Consider the following 16,486-nt stretch of genomic DNA (forward strand, 5'->3'; position numbering starts at 1 on the left):
ACCTGACACTGACAAGTCGCTGCCTATGGTGGTCGGTATCAGAAGCTCAGGAGACCTTGATGATGGTAGACGGCCCGATCAAACTGGATTTTTCCGAAAAGTACGACGATCAGCACGCTAAACGATACCTGCGCAAACACCAGGATGGCCTCGGTCGCAAGCTGTCACACTGGCGCGATGAACAACTGGCACGAAAAGCACTGGCCCTGGTTGGCGAGCCGGGGCTGGTCCTCGATTTGCCTTGCGGAGCGGGGCGTTTCTGGCCATTGCTGGCGGAAAAACCCAACCGCGTGATCATCGGTGCCGACAACTCCGAGTCCATGCTGAAGATCGCTACGCAGGCGCAGCCGGCTGATGTGGTGAAACGGGTACAACCCTTGCACACTTCTGCATTCGACATCGCCTTGCCTGATAACGCCGTCGACAGCATTTTCTGCATGCGTTTGCTCCATCACATCGGTGAAGCCGAGCATCGACTCGCCATCCTGCGTGAATTCGAACGCGTCACCCGTGACAGTGTGATTCTTTCGTTGTGGGTGGACGGCAATTTCAAAGCCTGGAAGCGCAAGCGCTCAGAGAAAACCCGTGGGCAGGAAGGTTACCAAAACCGATTTGTGTTACCGGCCGCTACGATAGAAAAGGAATTTGAACAGGCAGGTTTCCGAATTCAGGAACAACTGGACTTTTTACCGCTCTATGCCATGTGGCGGGTCTACGTATTACGCAAGAGGTAAGAGAATGGCAGTGCAATGTGCAGCAGAATCGGAAGTCACTTCCCAGGACCGCTTCGACTATTTTTGGAACCAACGCGGTGAATGGGTGGAAGAGCCCAATGTCCGTCGTGGTGGCGAAAGTGGCGTGCAACGAGTCATCGGCAGTGATGGCCAGCTGCTATACGTTAAGCGGCAAACCGGGCATATCCATCGCAGTTGGCTGCATCCTTTCGGTCGGCCAACCGTGCTGCGTGAGCGTGATGCGCTCATCGGTCTTCGTCAGCTCGGCGTGCGTGTTCCAGAAATCATTTTCTGTGGTGCCCAGCGCGATCCGGTGCACAAATGGCGTGCATTGCTGGTGACCAAATCGCTGGACGGCTTTCAGGAGATTGAACAGTGGTACGCCAGCGGCGGTCGTGAGCATTACGGCGAGGCGGTGAACGATCGAATCCTGAAGGATCTGGCCGAAAACCTGGCCCGCATGCACAAGGGCCGTTGGCAGCACAGTTGCATCTACATCAAGCACGTATTCGTCCGCGTGACCGGTGAGGGCGACGCCGCCAAAGTCGAAGTCGCATTGATCGATCTGGAAAAATGCCGGCAACGGTTGAGCGCCCAACGCGCAGCTAGCCATGACATGAAGCAGCTGCGTCGCCACTCGTCGTTCAGCGCGACGGACTGGAAGAAACTCGTCTACCTTTATGAGACGGCGTTTGGCAGCGCTATCAAAGGTTTATAGCGATGAAACTCGAAGTTGCACGAGGTTTGTTTCTAGTTGGAGCCTTGGCAGTTGCTTCACTCGCGATGGCTGCCTGGGAGCAGCCACGCACGCAAGTTCTCAGTTCATTGAATGGGGACGCGCACTGTCCGTTGCCACGGGTTGCCAGGGCATCCGTGGCCACACAGCCCGATCATGATTTACTGTTGTTCATGTTCGGACTCTCTCAAGGATTGAGGCCGCAAAGTTGAACAAATTGAAGCCCAAATAAAAGGCCTCGCTAATGCGAGGCCTTTTATTTTCAAACGGCAAAAGATCGCAGCCTGCGGCAGCTCCTACACTGGCATGTCACCCTTTGTAGGATGACGCAGGCTGCGATCTTTTGATCTCAGGGTTTATCGGGTTTGGCCAGCAGCGTGTACACGCAGGGCAATACAAACAGCGTAAACAGTGTCCCGATCGACATGCCGGTCGCGATCACCGTGCCGATGTCGAAACGGCTGACAGCGCCCGCACCCGTGGCGATGATCAATGGCACCATGCCGAACACCATCGCCGCCGTGGTCATCAACACGGGTCGCAGACGGATGGCGGCGGCTTGTTCCACTGCCTCGCGAGGCGACAGGCCTTTGTCCTTGCGCAACTGGTTGGCGAACTCGACGATCAGGATCCCATGCTTGCTGATCAGGCCGATCAATGTCACCAGGCCGACCTGGGTGTAGATGTTCATGCTCGACCAGCCGAGGAACAGCGGAAGCAATGCGCCGCAGATCGACAGCGGCACGGTCACCAGAATCACCAGCGGGTCGCGGAAGCTTTCAAACTGGGCGGCCAGCACCAGGAAAATGATCGCCAATGCCAGGGCAAAGGTGACCCACAGCGCACTGCCTTCCTGCACGTATTGCCGCGATGCACCGGCGTAGTCGAAGGCAAACCCGGCAGGGGCTTCTTCGCGGGCAATCTGGCGTACGGCATCGATGGCTTCCCCCATACTGACCAGCGGCACCCCGGAAAGAATGGCCGAGTTGAGCTGCTGGAACTGGTTCAATTGTCGTGGGCGCGCCCGGTCGGTCACGGTAATCAGGGTCGACAGGGCCAGCAGCTCGCCCTTGCTGTTCTTCACGTAGTAATTGTTCAGCCAGTCAGGGTTATCCCGGAACGGTCGTTCAACCTGGGCAATGACTTTGTAGCTGCGGCCCTCAATGGTGAATCGGTTGATTTCCGCTTCACCCAGCAATGTCGCCAGTGTGCCACCCAAATCCTGCATTGAAACGCCCATCTGGGCGGCTTTGGCGCGGTCAATATCCACGACGACTTCCGGTTTGTCGAAGGCCAGGTCGACATCGACAAACGCGAACTTGCCGGACTCCATCGCGCGTTTTTTCACCCGGTCCATCACTTGCAGTAGTAACTCGTAATCGTTGGCGGTGTTGATGACGAACTGGAAGGGCAGCCCTTCGCCAGTGCCCGGCAGGGAAGGCAGGTTGAAACCAAACACCTGCAGTCCGGGAATGCTTTCCAGTTTCGCCTGAACCTCCGGCAGGATTTTCATCTGGGTGCGGCTGCGCTCGTTCCACGGCTTGAGCAAGAACCCGCCGACGCCCGATTGCACGCCGTTGAAACCGTTGATCTGGAACGAAGAGTAGTACTCGGGAAACGCCTTGAAAATCTCGATGAACTCGTCCGTGTAGGCGCTCAGATAGTCGAGGTTGGTCGGTTGCGGGGCATTGGCCAGCATGAAGATGATGCCTTGGTCTTCATCCGGCGCCAGTTCCGACTTGGTGAACTTGAGCAGCACGGGAATCAGGCACAGCACGATCACGGCGAACACCAGCACCACCGGCCGGGTGTTGAGCGTGCCATGCAGCATTCTCTGATAACGGCGCTTGAGGCCTTCAAAAATCAGGTCGAGGCGGTGGGCCAGACCGCTGGGGTTTTCATCGTGTCGCAGCAGCAAGGCGCACATCATTGGCGACAGGGTCAGGGCGACGATGCCGGAAATCACCACGGCACCGGCCAGTGTCAGCGCAAACTCTTTGAACAGCGCGCCGGTAAGGCCCGTCAGGAAACCGATCGGCGCATACACGGCTGCCAGGGTGATGGTCATCGAGACCACCGGCATCGCAATTTCCCGGGCACCCTCAATGGCCGCATCCAGTGGTGTTTTGCCCTCTTCAATATGCCGGTGAATGTTTTCCACCACGACGATAGCGTCGTCCACCACCAGGCCGATAGCCAGCACCATCGCCAGCAGGGTCAGCAGGTTGATCGAGTAGCCCATCATCTGCATGAAGAACATCACGCCGATCATCGACAACGGGATGGTGACCACGGGGATCACCACCGAGCGCAGCGCACCGAGGAACAGGAACACCACCACGATGACGATCAGCACCGCTTCGAACAGGGTTTTGATTACCTCGTTGATCGAGGCCTGGATGAACAGCGTGGCGTCATAGGCGATTTCACCCTTCAGGTTCGGCGGTAACTGGGCTTCAAGTTCCGGCATGATCTTGCGCACTTCCTTGATCACCTCCAGCGGGTTAGCCGCCGGGGTCGCCTTGATGCCGATGTATACCGAGGGCGTACCGCCGAACGAGCTGATCGAGTCGTAGTTTTCCGCACCCATTTCGACCCGGGCCACATCGCGCAGCAGCACGCGGCTGTCGCCTTCGACCTTGAGCGGGATCGCGGCGAAGGCTTCGGCGGATTTGAGTTCGGTGTTGGCGTTGATGCTGGTGACGACGTACTCGCCTTTCACTTCGCCGGCGGCGGAGAGGAAGTTGTACTTGCGCACTGCATCGGTCACGTCGCTGGCCGCCAGGCCAAAACCGGCCAGTTTCACCGGGTCCAGCCACAAGCGCATGGCGAACACCTGATTGCCAAGAATCTCGGCTTCGGCCATGCCCGGCAGGGTCGCCAGTTTCGGCTGGATCACCCGCGACAGGTAGTCGGTGATTTGCGGGTTGCTCAGCTCTTTGCTGAAGAAGCTGATGTACATCAACGCCGAAGCGTCGGCGGCCTCCTTGCTCAGGACCGGGTCTTCGGCGTCCTGGGGCAGTTGGTTCTTGACCTCGTTGGCCTTGGCCAGCAGTTCGGTGAACAGGCGGTCGCTGTTGGAACCAATGCGCGCATAGATCGAAATCACCGAGAAGTTCTGGCGACTGACCGAGGTCATGTAGTCGATGCCCTCGGCGCTGGCCAGGCTCTGTTGCATCGGCTGGGTGATGTAGCCCTGGATCGTTTCGGCGTTGGCCCCGGGGTACGCCGTGGTCACTGTGATCAGGGCGTTTTCCATTTGCGGGTATTGGCGCAGCGGCAACTTGCTCCAGGCCTGGAAGCCGAGTAGCACGATCAGCAGGCTGACCACGGTGGCGAGCACCGGGCGGCGTATGAACGGATCAGTAAAAGCCATGGGGGTTCCTTGATCAGTCAGCGCGCGGCTGGCTGTTCTTCTCGGCTAGGGTCTTGTCGTCGCTGATGGCGATGTGCGCACCGTTATCCAGTTTGATCTGGCCGGCCGTGACCACTTTTTCGCCGTTCTGCACGCCTTTTATAATCGTCACTCGCCCATCGCGGCGCTCGCCGGTTTCGATGAAGCGTCGCTCGGCAATCAGGATCGGTTGGCCTTTGTCGTCTTTTTCGAGGTTGCCGTCTTCGGCTTTTTTCTCTGCGACGACATACACCGAGTTGCCGTAGAGCGTGTAGGTGATCGCGCTTTCCGGCACGACAATACGCGGCTGTGGGTCGGGCAGCAGGACCTGCAGGCTGGCGAACATCCCTGGCAACAGCTTGCCATCGGGATTGGCCAGGGTTGCGCGGACCTGCATGTTGCGTGTGCTGTTTTCGAGTTTCGGGTTGATGGCGCTGATGGTGCCGGGGAAGGTCTGCGCCGGGTAGGCGGCGACAATGATTTCAATCGGCTGGCCGAGGGCAACTTTTGGCACCGACTGTTCGGGCACGAAGAAGTCGACATAAAGACTGCTGATATCTTGCAGGGTGGCGATTTTGGTGCCGCTGGCCACGTAATCGCCGACGTCTACCTGGCGAATACCGATGGTGCCGCTGAACGGCGCCAGAATGCTTTTTTTGCCAAGCGCCGCCTTGAGTTGATTGACCGAAGCCTTGCTCTTTTTAAGGACTGCCGAAAGTCGGTCGAATTCGCCTTTGGAAATGGCCTGGCTGCCCACCAGTTGACTGCCACGGGAGTAATCCACCTGGGCCAGCCCGAGGTCGGCCAATGCGGTTTCGAGCAAGGCACTTTCCACGGCGCTGTCGAGCCGGACGATGGGTTGACCGGCCTTGACCTTCTGCCCTGACTCGAATTGCACATCAACGACGGTGCCGTCGGTCTCCAGGCTCAGGTCCACGCCTTGCAGCGCCTTGAGTGTGCCGACCGTTGGCAACCGGTCTTGCCACGGCCGTTCGGTGGCAGTGGCCACGGCAACACTGATCGGCGGTTTCGGCGCGGAGAAGCCTTGGATCATCGTGTAGATGGAGAAGGCTTTGTAACCGGCCAGAACCAGCACGATCAACAGAACAACACCCAACATGATCAGCATGCGGCGACGCAGCATATTTCCAGTTCCTTGGAGAAATCAGGTGAGACAGTTGGGCACATTAACGCGAGTGGGAACGGGAATCCAACTGCCAGTTTTTACAGGCAGGTGCAAAACCTGTAGGAGCCGAGCTTGCTCGCGATGGCGGTGTGTCAGTCACCCCGATGGTGCATATGCGGCCGCCATCGCGAGCAAGCTCGGCTCCTACAGGGGGAGGGCGAGATCAAATCAAATGAAGATGGTTGTCCCAGAGGCCTGCCGGCAGTTCCAGCGGTTTTGCAACAAGATTTGTCTGGCGACAATCGTAGTAGCGGCAACGTCCCTGGCCCGAGGTCACGACAAAACCATCGGCCACCGCGCCAACCCCTGCGCAATCGGGAAGCGGCGCGTCCAGGCGCACTTCGCCGCTGTCCAGGTCCCAGATGAAAAAGCGATTGCCTCGCGGCGCGGTCAAGGCGACCAGCCGCAGTTCGCTGTGCACTGCGACGCTGGCGGTGTAATGCCCCATCGCCTGCAACTGATGCTCGGGCACCGGGAACGCCACGAACGGTTGGCCGGGACGCTTGATCGCCAGCAGCTCTGAGGATTCGTGAGCCGCGCCCATGAATTGCTGGCCGGCGACGATGGTGCCGTCGCTGGCAATCCCCAGATGACGCACGCTGTTCATTTGCTGAGGGAGGGTTTCCTTGCTCAGCAGCGTGCCATCGCGTTGCATCAGGACCAGGCTAGGCTCCATGGCATTGAGGTTCATCTCGACCCGACTTTCGGCTTCGGTACGAATCCCGCCGTTGGCCACCACCAGGGTTTCGCCATCGGGCATCCACGACACCTGATGCGGGCCAAGGCCGTGGGTGGAAATCTCGCCGGCGTGCACTAGCCGCTCACCCTCGAACTTGTACACACCGAGCAAACCGCGGCCCGGATCGGTGGTGTCGTTCTCGGTGGCGTACAAATAGTCGCCACTCTTGTGAATCACTGCATGACCGTAGAAGTGCCGGTTCGGCTGCGACGTCACGGTTTGCAGCAACGTGCCGTCACGCAGGTCGATCAGGTAGCTTTCGGTGCCAGGACGCCGGGCGACGAACAGCGCCATCGGCAGCGACGGGTGATTAATGATGTCGTGGCAGCGCTGGCCGACCTGGGTGGCGAACACCCGGGTGCCATCCAGCCGATAACCGACGGCATAGTGCTTGCCATCGGTATTGTCCCGAGCCGACAGCAGCAGCGGGCTTTTGTCCTTTTGCTTGAACAGCGTCCAGCCGCCTAGTGTCACTGCTCCCAGCAGCAAACTACCTAAAGTCAGAGCCTGACGTCGCAGCATGGCACTCGTCCTCATCAGTCACCGTCGTTGGCATTGAAGCCCAGTTGGATGCCCAGCGCCTTGGCCAGCTCGCCTTCGTGCAGGCGGTGGACGACGTTGAGGCTGTCGTAGAGATCGTTGAGTTGCTGGCGGCCGGCATCGTCACCGAGCATTTCGGTCAACGAGCGCTGGTTGCTGGCAAACAGTTTCAGCGAGGCGGCATAGGCTGCGTCGATCTTGTCGGCCAACGGTTTCTGCTCGCTTGGCAACAGGCTGCGCAGGCCTTTGTTGTCGACACCTTCCCACACTGTTTTGGCGGCGGCGAGGCTGGCTTCGAGGCCAGTCAAGGACGACTGGCTGCGCCATGCATCGGCCTGGAACGGTTGTGGAACGCCTTTGCTCTGACGGCCCATTGGCGTGCCGAGCTTTTTCTTCAGGGTATCGATGGCGGTGACTTGCACGCGGAGTAAATCGGCAATGGCTTCGTGGGAATCGGCGTAGCGCTGGTTCGGGAATTTGCTCATCTGCGCGAGCATGCCGTCGGTGTTGTTCCAGCTTTTCAGAATCTCTTCGGCCAGTTGCTTCTGACGCTCGCCAATGGCAATCAGCAGCGGGCAGTACTTGGCTTTCTGTTCCGCATTGGCCACATCAGGCTTGCTGTCGAACAGGATGTATTCATAGGCCGACAGGCCCTGCACCACGACGCTGGACTTGGCCAGGGCGGTGGCATCGATCTGCGGCTGCGCGGTAACCAATTGCTCGACCTGACGGCCGACGAGGTTTTTCTTGTCCGGCCAGAATTGCACCTGCCACGAACGGTTGCCCTCAGCCAACGGGCCGATCAGCAACGGTTGCAGCTCGGCCCAGGCTTTCTGCGCGTGCAGGAAGTCGGCGCGGGCGGTGTCGAGGTTTTCCTTGCCTTCGCAGTAGGCGAGGGCGCTGACGGCCAGTTGCTTGTCGGCTTCCACCCAGCGGGTGTAGGTCGGCAGAATCACCGATTTGGCGATAGCCGCCGAAGTAACGGCTTGCGGGTCCTGCGGTGAACAGGCGCCCAAGGCGAGTGCGGCAAGGCTGGTGAACAACAATTTGGGACGGAACATGTCGGGCTCCCGCAGGTGGAATGCGTATTAAAGGGAATTCAAAAACGCCAGCAACGCAGCGCGCTGCTCGGCATTGAAAGACAAAACCTGTTGCTGCGCCGCTTTCGCTTCGCCGCCATGCCAGAGCACGGCTTCGAGCAGGTTGCGGGCGCGGCCGTCGTGCAAGAACTGGGTGTGGCCACTGACCGCTTGTGTCAGGCCAATGCCCCACAACGGCGGGGTGCGCCAGTCGCGGCCACTGGCCTGGAATTCAGTGCGGTTGTCGGCCAGACCGTCGCCCATGTCGTGCAGCAGCAGATCGCTGTAAGGGCGAATCGCTTGATTGGCCAATTCAGGTTCGGCGGCGTTGGCGGTGGTGGTGTATTTCGGTGTGTGACAAGACTGGCAGCCCGCCTGGTAAAACAGGTTCTTGCCGGCCAGCACCTCAGGCGCGCTGACATCGCGACGGGCCGGTACGGCAAGGTTACGGGTGTAGAACAGCACCAGACGCAGGATGTTATCGCTGACTTCCGGCTCGCCATTGGGGCCGGTGCCACTCGGTGCCTGTTTACAGGCGGTTTGCGCTTCGGTGCAGTCATCAAAGGGTCTCAGGCTGGTCGTGAGGCCCATGTCACCGGAGAACGCGTGAACATTTTGTTGATTGAGGTTTGGTTGCCCGGCTTTCCAGCCAAATCGCCCTAGGACGGTTTTTTGCAGGGCGTCATCCCAGACCCGGTTCGGGCGTCCGGCGATGCCATTGTTGTCTTTCGCCTGCGCCTCGGCATTCGCCAGGATGGCTTCTTCAGGGATGGCTTCCAGCAAACCCAGGCCAATCATGGGCGGCGCAACGCGTGCCGAGAAGCGGGTGTCTGGGTGCATCGGTCCGTAGGCCAATTGGGTGATGTTCAAGCTCGGCTTACGCAACTCGACTTCGCTGCCGTCCTTGAAGCGAACCGGCACGGGCGTGTAATCGACCCGCACCTTGCCTTCCGGGGCGACGCCGGGCACGGCCATGTCCTGGAATTGTCCGCCATAGACCGGTTCCGGCACGACACCTTGTTGCTCGATGACTTTGGCGTAGGTCGGGGTGTCGGGGATCGACAAGCGCACCAGCATCGACACGGCATTCGGCGCATCGGGCGCAGGCGGGTGACCGCGGCCGTCCTTGATGTGACAACCCTGGCAAGCATTGGTGTTGAACATCGGGCCGAGGCCGTCACGGGCGGTGGTGGTCGACGGGGCGATCACCCAGGGGCTGCGGAAGAAACTGTTGCCAACGCTGAAGTCCACACGTCGCGATGGTGGCAGGTTGGCCGAGGGCAAGGAAAACGAATTTTGATCGGTCTTGCGTACGGTCGTGCTGCCACCGGAGCGGGCTTCACCGGGTTCGGCTTTGGTAAAACGCGGGGCGTCATCGCAGGCACTTAGGCCCAGGGCCAGAAACAGTGCGGACAAGCGAAGAAGCAGCGGCGGCATCAGACATCCTGCAAGACGAGCAAAACAAGGGCGCAAAGTCTAACAGGGGATGGGAATTTGAATAAGAGGAATTATCGTTTGCTTTGAACCGTAGGAGCTGCCGCAGGCTGCGATCTTTTGATCCTGCTTTTAAAAAAAAATCAAAAGATCGCAGCCTCGTTGCACTCGCCAGCTCCTACGGATTTAGCCGCGCACCGGGCATGAAAAAGGCGACCCGGAGGTCGCCTCTTTATTCACTCAGCCCGCGTTGATCAGAATTCGTGATCAGCGTTGTCCGGGTTCAGGTCAGCGATACCCAGTTTGCCAGCGGCGGCTTCGATCGAACCGGTCTGCTTGACCAGGGATGCGATGGCGTCACGGACGATTTGGTTGCCAGCAGTGTTGCCGGCAGCGATCAACTGGTCGTAGTGCTCACCCTTGTTGGCGTGATCGACCATGAGCTGGATCTTGGCTTCGGTCGCGGCCAGGTCGGCTTTGAGCGCGGTGTCGGCGGCCGGATCGGCTTTGGCCACCAGCGACGACAGGCTGGCGCCGGTCATTTTGGTGCCATCGACGCGGGTGTATTCGCCCAGGTACACGTTACGAACACCTTTGGCATCGTAGAAGTGCGAGTTATGGGTGTTGTCGCTGAAGCAGTCTTGCTCGTCTTCAGGGGAGTTGGCTTCCAGGGAAACCTTCATACGCTCGCCCGCCAGTTCGCCCAGGGACAGGCTACCCATGCCGAACAGCATTTTGCGCAGGCCGCTTTCAGCCGGTTCCGCTTCCAGGGTGGCGCGGTAGTTGTCGGCCACGTTCGGCTTCCAGTTACCGACCATTTCTTCCAGGTCGCTGACCAGCAGTTGGGTCACGGACTTCAGGTAAGCGCGACGACGATCGTTGTGACCGCCGGTGGCACCAGCGCCTTCCAGGTAGTCGGAAGCCGGACGGTTACCAGCACCAGGGCCGGTGCCGTTCAGGTCCTGGCCCCACAGCAGGAATTCAATGGCGTGGTAGCCAGTCGCGACGTTCGCCTCGGAACCGCCCAGCTCGTTCAGGCTGGCGAGTTTTTCCGGGGTGATGTCTTTCACGTCAACCTTGTCTTCGCCGATCTGAACTTCGGTGTTGGCGATGATGTTGGCGGTGGCGCCTGGGTTACCCAGTGCGTGCTCGTAGGATTTGTCGACGTAATCGATCAGGCCTTCGTCCAGTGGCCAGGAGTTAACCTGACCTTCCCAGTCGTCGATGATCGTGTTGCCGAAGCGGAAGACTTCGCTCTGCAGGTAAGGAACGCGGGCAGCGACCCAGGCAGCCTTGGCGGCTTTCAGGGTGTCGGCGTTCGGTTTGGCGAGGAAAGCGTCGACGGCGGTTTGCAGGGTTTTCGCGGTGGATTCGGCATCGCTGTAAACAGCGAAAACCATGTCGGCGTAATGTGCGACAACGGCTTTGGCGGCGGCTTCATCGACTTTACCGGCAGCGGCAGGTGCAGCGGCTGGGGTGGCCGGGGCAGCAGCGGTGCTGGCAGCTGGCGCAGGAGCGGCAGCTTTTTCTTTGTCTTTGCCTTCACCGCAACCGGCGAGGGAAATTGCGATGGCCAACAGACTGGCGGTAGCCAGAGGCATACGAATCATGGCGAACATCCTGCTTCGAGAGGGGGTGGTATGGCGCGTTCGGCGCGCAAAACTGCGACATAATGCAAATCTTTCGCATTATGTGTAAAGGGTTGTGGTTGGAAATATTTCTTATTGGCAGATGGTTTTGTATCGAGGATCAAAAGATCGCAGCCTCGTTTCACTCGACAGCGCCTACAGAAGCGCGCGATTCATGTAGGGGCTGCCGAGGCTGCGATCTTTTGATCTTTATAAAATGGCCGCGTTGCTGCGCTGGGCCTGCTTCAGGTAAGCGCCCAATTCCCGTGCTGGCAGGGGTTTGCTGTAAAAGTAACCCTGACCTTCATGACAGCCTTCGGAAATGATGTAGGCTTCTTGTTCAGCGGTTTCTACGCCTTCGGCGATGACCTGCATGCCCAGGCTCTTGCCCAATTGGATGATGGCGCGAACGATGGTCGCATCATCGTCGTCATCGAGCAGATCCTGCACGAAGCTCTTGTCGATCTTGATCTTGTCCAGCGGCAGGCTTTTCAGATAGCTCAATGACGAATAGCCGGTGCCGAAGTCGTCGATCGCAATCAGCGCGCCGGAGCGACGCAGGCTCAGCAAGTGCTGGGCGGCGGTGCTGATGTCTTCCATCAGGCCGGTTTCGGTGACTTCCAGTTCCAGGCTGCGCGGTGGCAGGCGATACATCTGCAGCAGGTTGTTGACCACCCTTGGCAGCTCGGCGTGGTGCAGTTGCACGGTAGACAGGTTCACTGCCATTCGCAGATCGCTGAAACCCTGGTCATGCCAGTCGCGCAGTTGCTTGCAGGCCTGATCCAGTACCCATTCGCCGATGGCAATGATGGTGCCGTTTTGCTCGGCCAGCGGGATGAACAAGTCCGGTGGAACCAGCCCGTGCTCGGGGTGTTGCCAGCGAATCAATGCCTCGACGCCCACTACGCGGTTATCGCGGTAGCTGATTTGTGGCTGGTAGACGAGGTAGAACTGCTCGCGGACCAGGGCATCGCGCAGGTCTTTTTCCAGCTCGCGACGGCGACGCATCTCGGTGTCGACGCTGGCGATATAAAACTGATAACGGTTGCGCGAGCGAGTCTTGGCCAGCGTCATCGTCTGCTCGGCTTTTTGCAGCAGCTTCTCGGTGCTGTCGCCGTCTTCTGGGAACAAGGTGATGCCGATGGTGGCGCGCAGGCGGATCTCCTGATGATCGAGGGCAAACGCCGCTTCCAGATCATCGAGAATGCTTTGCGCCAGTTCGGCGGCTTCGTAGGGTTGTTCGATATCTGCCTGGACCAGGGCGAATTGGTCGCCCCCGAGACGGGCGAGGGCGCCGAGGCGTCCGCTGTGCCCTCGCAGACGATCGGCCAGGGCCAGCAGCAACTGGTCGCCGGTCTGATAGCTGAACTGTTCGTTGATGCCCTTGAAGTCATCGAGGCCGACGCACAGCACGGCGACGCGACGTTGCAATTTGCCGGCGTCGACGAGGATCTTGTCCAGTTGATGCTGCAACTGCTGGCGATTCGGCAGGCCCGTGAGGAAATCGTACTGAGCCATGCGCAGCAGGCTGTTTTCTGCCTCGTGGCGCAGATGGGTGTTGCGCTCGATGGACTCCAGCAACTGGTTGGCAGTGTTGATCCAGATCCCCAGTTCGTTTTTCTCGTGACCCTTTAACTGCGGAATCTTGTGTTCGCTGGGGCGGTCCGGATTGATTTCGGTCAGGTGCTCGATAATCCGCGACAGGGGTTTGGTCAGCAGCCAGTGATAGACCAGGTACAGCACCAGTCCCATTGCCAGGGCGCGCAACACGCCGGAAATGAAAATGATCACCGAACTGACAATAAAGCCTTGCCCGTAGGTGGCGGTGTCGAGGGTGATGCTCAGGTCACCGTAATACTCGCTATAAGGGCCGCGACCCACCAATTGGGTGGTGAAAGTGCGTTCCTTGCCGAGGATCAGGTCGGTCAGCCAGCGACTATTGGAGTGCTGCAACTCGCGTGATTTTTGCGCGAGCATGGCTTCGTTGGGGTGGCCGATCGAGGCCTGGCGCACGGCGTCGTCCTGAAACAGGCCCTCGATAACCTGCATGCCCATTTCCCGATCCAGGCTGTAGACGGCCTGGGTCGAGGGGTCGCGAAACATGTCGAGGATGCGTTCGGCATCATTGGCGACGGCCTGGCGTGTTTTATAGGCATCGAAAACGATCTGCGCGCAGCTCAAGACCACGCCGACGATCAATGCCGACAGGAGCACGACCCGGAGCAACTTCACCGACAAGCTGTTCTTGAGTTCCAGCTTCAAAGGGTTATTCCTTGTTCCGTGCGGGTAGCATCAAGTTGCCATGAGTATTGGCAATCCCGTGACGGCAGTCAAAGGGACATTCATCACTGAGGGATTTTGCCTGCAGCTTGGCCAATATGCTGTTGTCTGAAGTAATTGCCCGATTAGCACTGTGTCGGTTGTCGAGTCCTTCAACTTGAGGGGGATGGAGATATTTTCCTGTTTTATTGATGGTAGTCGGCTGTGGCGCAGGGGCAAGGGGCTGAAGTCTGGTTTCATCGTGGGAAATTGCTCCGTTATTTGCGGATGTTCCAGCGCACCCTGTAGGAGCTGCCGAAGGCTGCGATCTTTTGATCTTGGCGGCTTTCGGGCCGGCCAAAAACTCATGGTTGGTTGAGTACATATTCATTTCTGCGGTAACGGCGGCTAGCGGTTTCGCCCTTACGGCGACTCACTTTTTTTTCAAACGCCAAAAAAAAGTAAGCCAAAAAAGGCTCGCCCCTGGCGTCCGGCCCCTCGCTGAGGCTCGGCGTTCCTTCGCTGCGGTATCCATCCGGGGACACTGCCCTCCGGTCGGCTTCGCTTCGACCTACATGCAGCGTGTTCGACTGCGTCGAACGGCGCTGCGCGCCACTCCCCGGATGAACACCTCCACTCAGCCTCCCGAGGGGGCGGGTGGGTCAAGATCAAGAGCTGAAGGCGAGCTGACGCTCGGCCTGATGAGTGGTGAGAAGCAAGGCGGTACGCCGATCACTTGTAGGAGCTGCCGAAGGCTGCGATCTTTTGATCTTGGCGGCCTGAAAGTCGACCAAATTCCAGCAAGTGATCGCTCCCCAAAACTGTGAGAACGGGCTTGCTCGCGAAGACGGCTGAATGAGCACCGTGTTTTCATGGGTGCAAACACTTTCCCTCGTCCATAAAAAAACCCGGCATAAAAGCCGGGTTTTTGACTGGCATCGAGCTTAAGCGGTGAAGGTTTTGCCTTCGAACTGCTCAGCTACGAATTTCCAGTTGACCAGGTTCCAGAACGCTTCGACATACTTTGGACGAACGTTGCGGTAGTCGATGTAGTAAGCGTGTTCCCAGACGTCGCAGGTCAGCAGCGGGGTGTCGCCGTTGGTCAGCGGGTTGCCGGCGCCGATGGTGCTGGCCAGGGCCAGGGAACCGTCAGCCTTTTTCACCAGCCAGCCCCAACCGGAACCGAAGGTGCCGATGGACGTCTTGCTGAACTCTTCCTTGAACTTGTCGAACGAACCGAAAGCAGCGTTGATGGCTTCAGCCAATGCGCCGGTTGGTTGACCGCCGGCGTTTGGTGCCAGGCAGTTCCAGTAGAAAGTGTGGTTCCAGACCTGAGCGGCGTTGTTGAAGATACCGCCCGAGGAAGATTTAACGATTTCTTCCAGGGTCTTGCCTTCGAACTCGGTGCCTGGCACCAGGTTGTTCAGGTTCACGACGTAGGTGTTGTGGTGCTTGTCGTGGTGGTATTCCAGAGTTTCCTTGGAAATGTGCGGCTGCAGTGCATCGTGTGCGTAAGGCAGTGGCGGCAATTCGAAAGCCATGGTGAATCTCCTAATCAGGTCAGGTGCGGTGAGCGCAAGGCCGATCACGGGCGGCCAGACTAGCGCCGGGGAGTTTGTACTCTTTGCGGCGCAGGTCTCGGATCATAGCACCGGGGGTGCGGCATAACCACGCAACAACTGTGTGGAATAGAGGTTCCAGAGCCTTTTGGAATAAATCAGCCAGCACTGATTAGCTGGAACGCTACCGCGAACATCATCACCGCCACCAACAGGTCGAGAATGCGCCAAGTGCTTGGACGAGCCAACCATGGCGCCAACCACGCGGCACCGAGCGCCAGGGTGAAAAACCACAAGAGTGAGGCGCTGGCCGCACCCACTACATAAGCACCGGGCTCGGTTTGCTGGGCGCCAAGGGAGCCAATCAATAAAACGGTGTCCAGATAGACATGCGGGTTGAGCAACGTCACCGCCAGCGCGCTGAGCATCACCGCCCGCAGCGAACGCACGGTCTGGTTTTCGCCTTGTTGCAGGCTCTGTTTCGAGCAGGCCCGGCGCAATGCCTGGCTGCCGTACCACAGCAGAAACGCCGCGCCGCCCCAACGGGCAATGGCCAACAGGGTCGGGTTTTGCGCCAGCACCGTCGCCAGGCCGAAGACCCCGGCGGCCACCAGCAAGGCATCGCAGGCAACGCAGAGCGCCGCCACGGGCAGGTGATGTTCACGACGCAGGCTTTGCGCCAACACGAATGCGTTCTGGGTGCCGATCGCCATGATCAAGCCGAATGCCACCAGCAGGCCGTTCATATAGCTTTGCCACATAGTTTTTACTCCGCGTTGGCTGCCAGATTGCGCAGCACTTGCATGGCACGTTCGGCGTCGGCCTGGCCGACAAACAAATGGTCGTGGTAGTAGCCGGCGATCACATTGCAGCTGATGCCGGCCTGACCCAGTGCTGTGGCGAACGCAGCGGTCAGGCCAACAGCTTCAAGGGCCGAATGCACGTTCAAGGTGATCCAGGCTGCGACGTAGTCGAAACTGAAACCGGCCCGTTCGGCGTGGGAACGATCCAGAATCACCGTCAGACCTTCCTGCTCGCGAAAGCTGCCAATGATTTCCAGGTCCGTGGGCAATTGACCGTCGCGCAAGGTGCAAAACACGTATTCGCCGGCGTTGAGTTGCGGGCTCATGCTGCGCAGCAGCGTTGCCAATGAAGTTTCGCCAGCCATATGGGTGTTCCTTCGTTCAAGAGTTCTTGC

Annotated in this window: 14 protein-coding genes; 3 read left to right on the forward strand and 11 right to left on the reverse strand. The window is 59.0% G+C overall.

Annotation, left to right across the window (positions count from 1 at the left end):
* The first annotated feature begins 62 nt into the window (after window positions 1-62).
* The 3 genes from KUF73_RS19770 to KUF73_RS19780 are packed head-to-tail and all read left to right on the forward strand — an operon-like array spanning window position 63 to window position 1,682.
* Window positions 63-734: a class I SAM-dependent methyltransferase gene (locus tag KUF73_RS19770; RefSeq protein WP_218439821.1), complete on the forward strand. Its 672-nt coding sequence runs from the start codon at window positions 63-65 to the stop codon at window positions 732-734.
* Between the two features lie 4 nt (window positions 735-738).
* The gene (locus tag KUF73_RS19775; protein WP_218439733.1) at window positions 739-1,452 is read left to right on the forward strand and encodes a lipopolysaccharide kinase InaA family protein; all 714 of its coding nucleotides are present in this window, start codon (window positions 739-741) and stop codon (window positions 1,450-1,452) included.
* Between the two features lie 2 nt (window positions 1,453-1,454).
* Window positions 1,455-1,682, forward strand: coding sequence for a hypothetical protein (locus KUF73_RS19780; RefSeq protein WP_218439734.1), 228 nt, complete (start codon window positions 1,455-1,457; stop codon window positions 1,680-1,682).
* A gap of 137 nt (window positions 1,683-1,819) precedes the next feature.
* Here the strand turns inward: KUF73_RS19780 and KUF73_RS19785 are convergent, their stop codons facing one another.
* From KUF73_RS19785 to KUF73_RS19835, 11 genes are all read right to left on the reverse strand, one after another.
* Window positions 1,820-4,846, reverse strand: coding sequence for a multidrug efflux RND transporter permease subunit (locus tag KUF73_RS19785; RefSeq protein WP_218439735.1), 3,027 nt, complete (start codon window positions 4,844-4,846; stop codon window positions 1,820-1,822).
* 13 nt (window positions 4,847-4,859) lie between these two features.
* Complete coding sequence (locus tag KUF73_RS19790; RefSeq protein ID WP_218439736.1) at window positions 4,860-6,008, reverse strand: efflux RND transporter periplasmic adaptor subunit; 1,149 nt, start codon at window positions 6,006-6,008, stop codon at window positions 4,860-4,862.
* Window positions 6,009-6,213: 205 nt separating this feature from the next.
* Complete coding sequence (locus KUF73_RS19795) at window positions 6,214-7,311, reverse strand: DUF1513 domain-containing protein (RefSeq protein ID WP_218439737.1); 1,098 nt, start codon at window positions 7,309-7,311, stop codon at window positions 6,214-6,216.
* A 14-nt stretch (window positions 7,312-7,325) separates the two neighbouring features.
* A complete protein-coding gene (locus tag KUF73_RS19800; protein WP_218439738.1) occupies window positions 7,326-8,390 on the reverse strand; it encodes an imelysin family protein in 1,065 nt (354 codons plus the stop codon).
* Between the two features lie 27 nt (window positions 8,391-8,417).
* Window positions 8,418-9,845: a di-heme oxidoredictase family protein gene (locus KUF73_RS19805; protein WP_218439739.1), complete on the reverse strand. Its 1,428-nt coding sequence runs from the start codon at window positions 9,843-9,845 to the stop codon at window positions 8,418-8,420.
* Between the two features lie 251 nt (window positions 9,846-10,096).
* A complete protein-coding gene (locus KUF73_RS19810) occupies window positions 10,097-11,452 on the reverse strand; it encodes an imelysin family protein (protein ID WP_218439740.1) in 1,356 nt (451 codons plus the stop codon).
* 228 nt (window positions 11,453-11,680) lie between these two features.
* Window positions 11,681-13,732 carry a bifunctional diguanylate cyclase/phosphodiesterase gene (locus KUF73_RS19815; protein ID WP_218439741.1) on the reverse strand — a complete coding sequence of 684 codons (2,052 nt, stop codon included), beginning with the start codon at window positions 13,730-13,732 and terminating at the stop codon, window positions 11,681-11,683.
* Between the two features lie 4 nt (window positions 13,733-13,736).
* Window positions 13,737-14,114, reverse strand: a complete 378-nt coding sequence (locus tag KUF73_RS19820; protein WP_218439742.1) for a hypothetical protein — start codon at window positions 14,112-14,114, stop codon at window positions 13,737-13,739.
* 559 nt (window positions 14,115-14,673) lie between these two features.
* Entirely contained in the window at window positions 14,674-15,270 is a 597-nt protein-coding gene (locus tag KUF73_RS19825) for a superoxide dismutase (RefSeq protein WP_065949384.1), read from the reverse strand.
* Between the two features lie 176 nt (window positions 15,271-15,446).
* Complete coding sequence (locus KUF73_RS19830) at window positions 15,447-16,049, reverse strand: LysE/ArgO family amino acid transporter (protein ID WP_218439743.1); 603 nt, start codon at window positions 16,047-16,049, stop codon at window positions 15,447-15,449.
* A gap of 5 nt (window positions 16,050-16,054) precedes the next feature.
* Window positions 16,055-16,456: an ACT domain-containing protein gene (locus KUF73_RS19835; protein ID WP_218439744.1), complete on the reverse strand. Its 402-nt coding sequence runs from the start codon at window positions 16,454-16,456 to the stop codon at window positions 16,055-16,057.
* Between the last annotated feature and the right edge of the window lie 30 nt (window positions 16,457-16,486).

It is taken from the genome of Pseudomonas sp. PD9R (assembly GCF_019200975.1).
Taxonomy (GTDB): domain Bacteria; phylum Pseudomonadota; class Gammaproteobacteria; order Pseudomonadales; family Pseudomonadaceae; genus Aquipseudomonas.

Coding starts and splice junctions, on each gene's coding strand:
- KUF73_RS19770 (WP_218439821.1), top strand. CDS start 63: ATGGTAGACGGCCCGATCAAACTGGATTTTTCCGAAAAGTACGACGAT.
- KUF73_RS19775 (WP_218439733.1), top strand. CDS start 739: ATGGCAGTGCAATGTGCAGCAGAATCGGAAGTCACTTCCCAGGACCGC.
- KUF73_RS19780 (WP_218439734.1), top strand. CDS start 1,455: ATGAAACTCGAAGTTGCACGAGGTTTGTTTCTAGTTGGAGCCTTGGCA.
- KUF73_RS19785 (WP_218439735.1), bottom strand. CDS start 4,846: ATGGCTTTTACTGATCCGTTCATACGCCGCCCGGTGCTCGCCACCGTG.
- KUF73_RS19790 (WP_218439736.1), bottom strand. CDS start 6,008: ATGCTGCGTCGCCGCATGCTGATCATGTTGGGTGTTGTTCTGTTGATC.
- KUF73_RS19795 (WP_218439737.1), bottom strand. CDS start 7,311: ATGCTGCGACGTCAGGCTCTGACTTTAGGTAGTTTGCTGCTGGGAGCA.
- KUF73_RS19800 (WP_218439738.1), bottom strand. CDS start 8,390: ATGTTCCGTCCCAAATTGTTGTTCACCAGCCTTGCCGCACTCGCCTTG.
- KUF73_RS19805 (WP_218439739.1), bottom strand. CDS start 9,845: ATGCCGCCGCTGCTTCTTCGCTTGTCCGCACTGTTTCTGGCCCTGGGC.
- KUF73_RS19810 (WP_218439740.1), bottom strand. CDS start 11,452: ATGATTCGTATGCCTCTGGCTACCGCCAGTCTGTTGGCCATCGCAATT.
- KUF73_RS19820 (WP_218439742.1), bottom strand. CDS start 14,114: ATGTACTCAACCAACCATGAGTTTTTGGCCGGCCCGAAAGCCGCCAAG.
- KUF73_RS19825 (WP_065949384.1), bottom strand. CDS start 15,270: ATGGCTTTCGAATTGCCGCCACTGCCTTACGCACACGATGCACTGCAG.
- KUF73_RS19830 (WP_218439743.1), bottom strand. CDS start 16,049: ATGTGGCAAAGCTATATGAACGGCCTGCTGGTGGCATTCGGCTTGATC.
- KUF73_RS19835 (WP_218439744.1), bottom strand. CDS start 16,456: ATGGCTGGCGAAACTTCATTGGCAACGCTGCTGCGCAGCATGAGCCCG.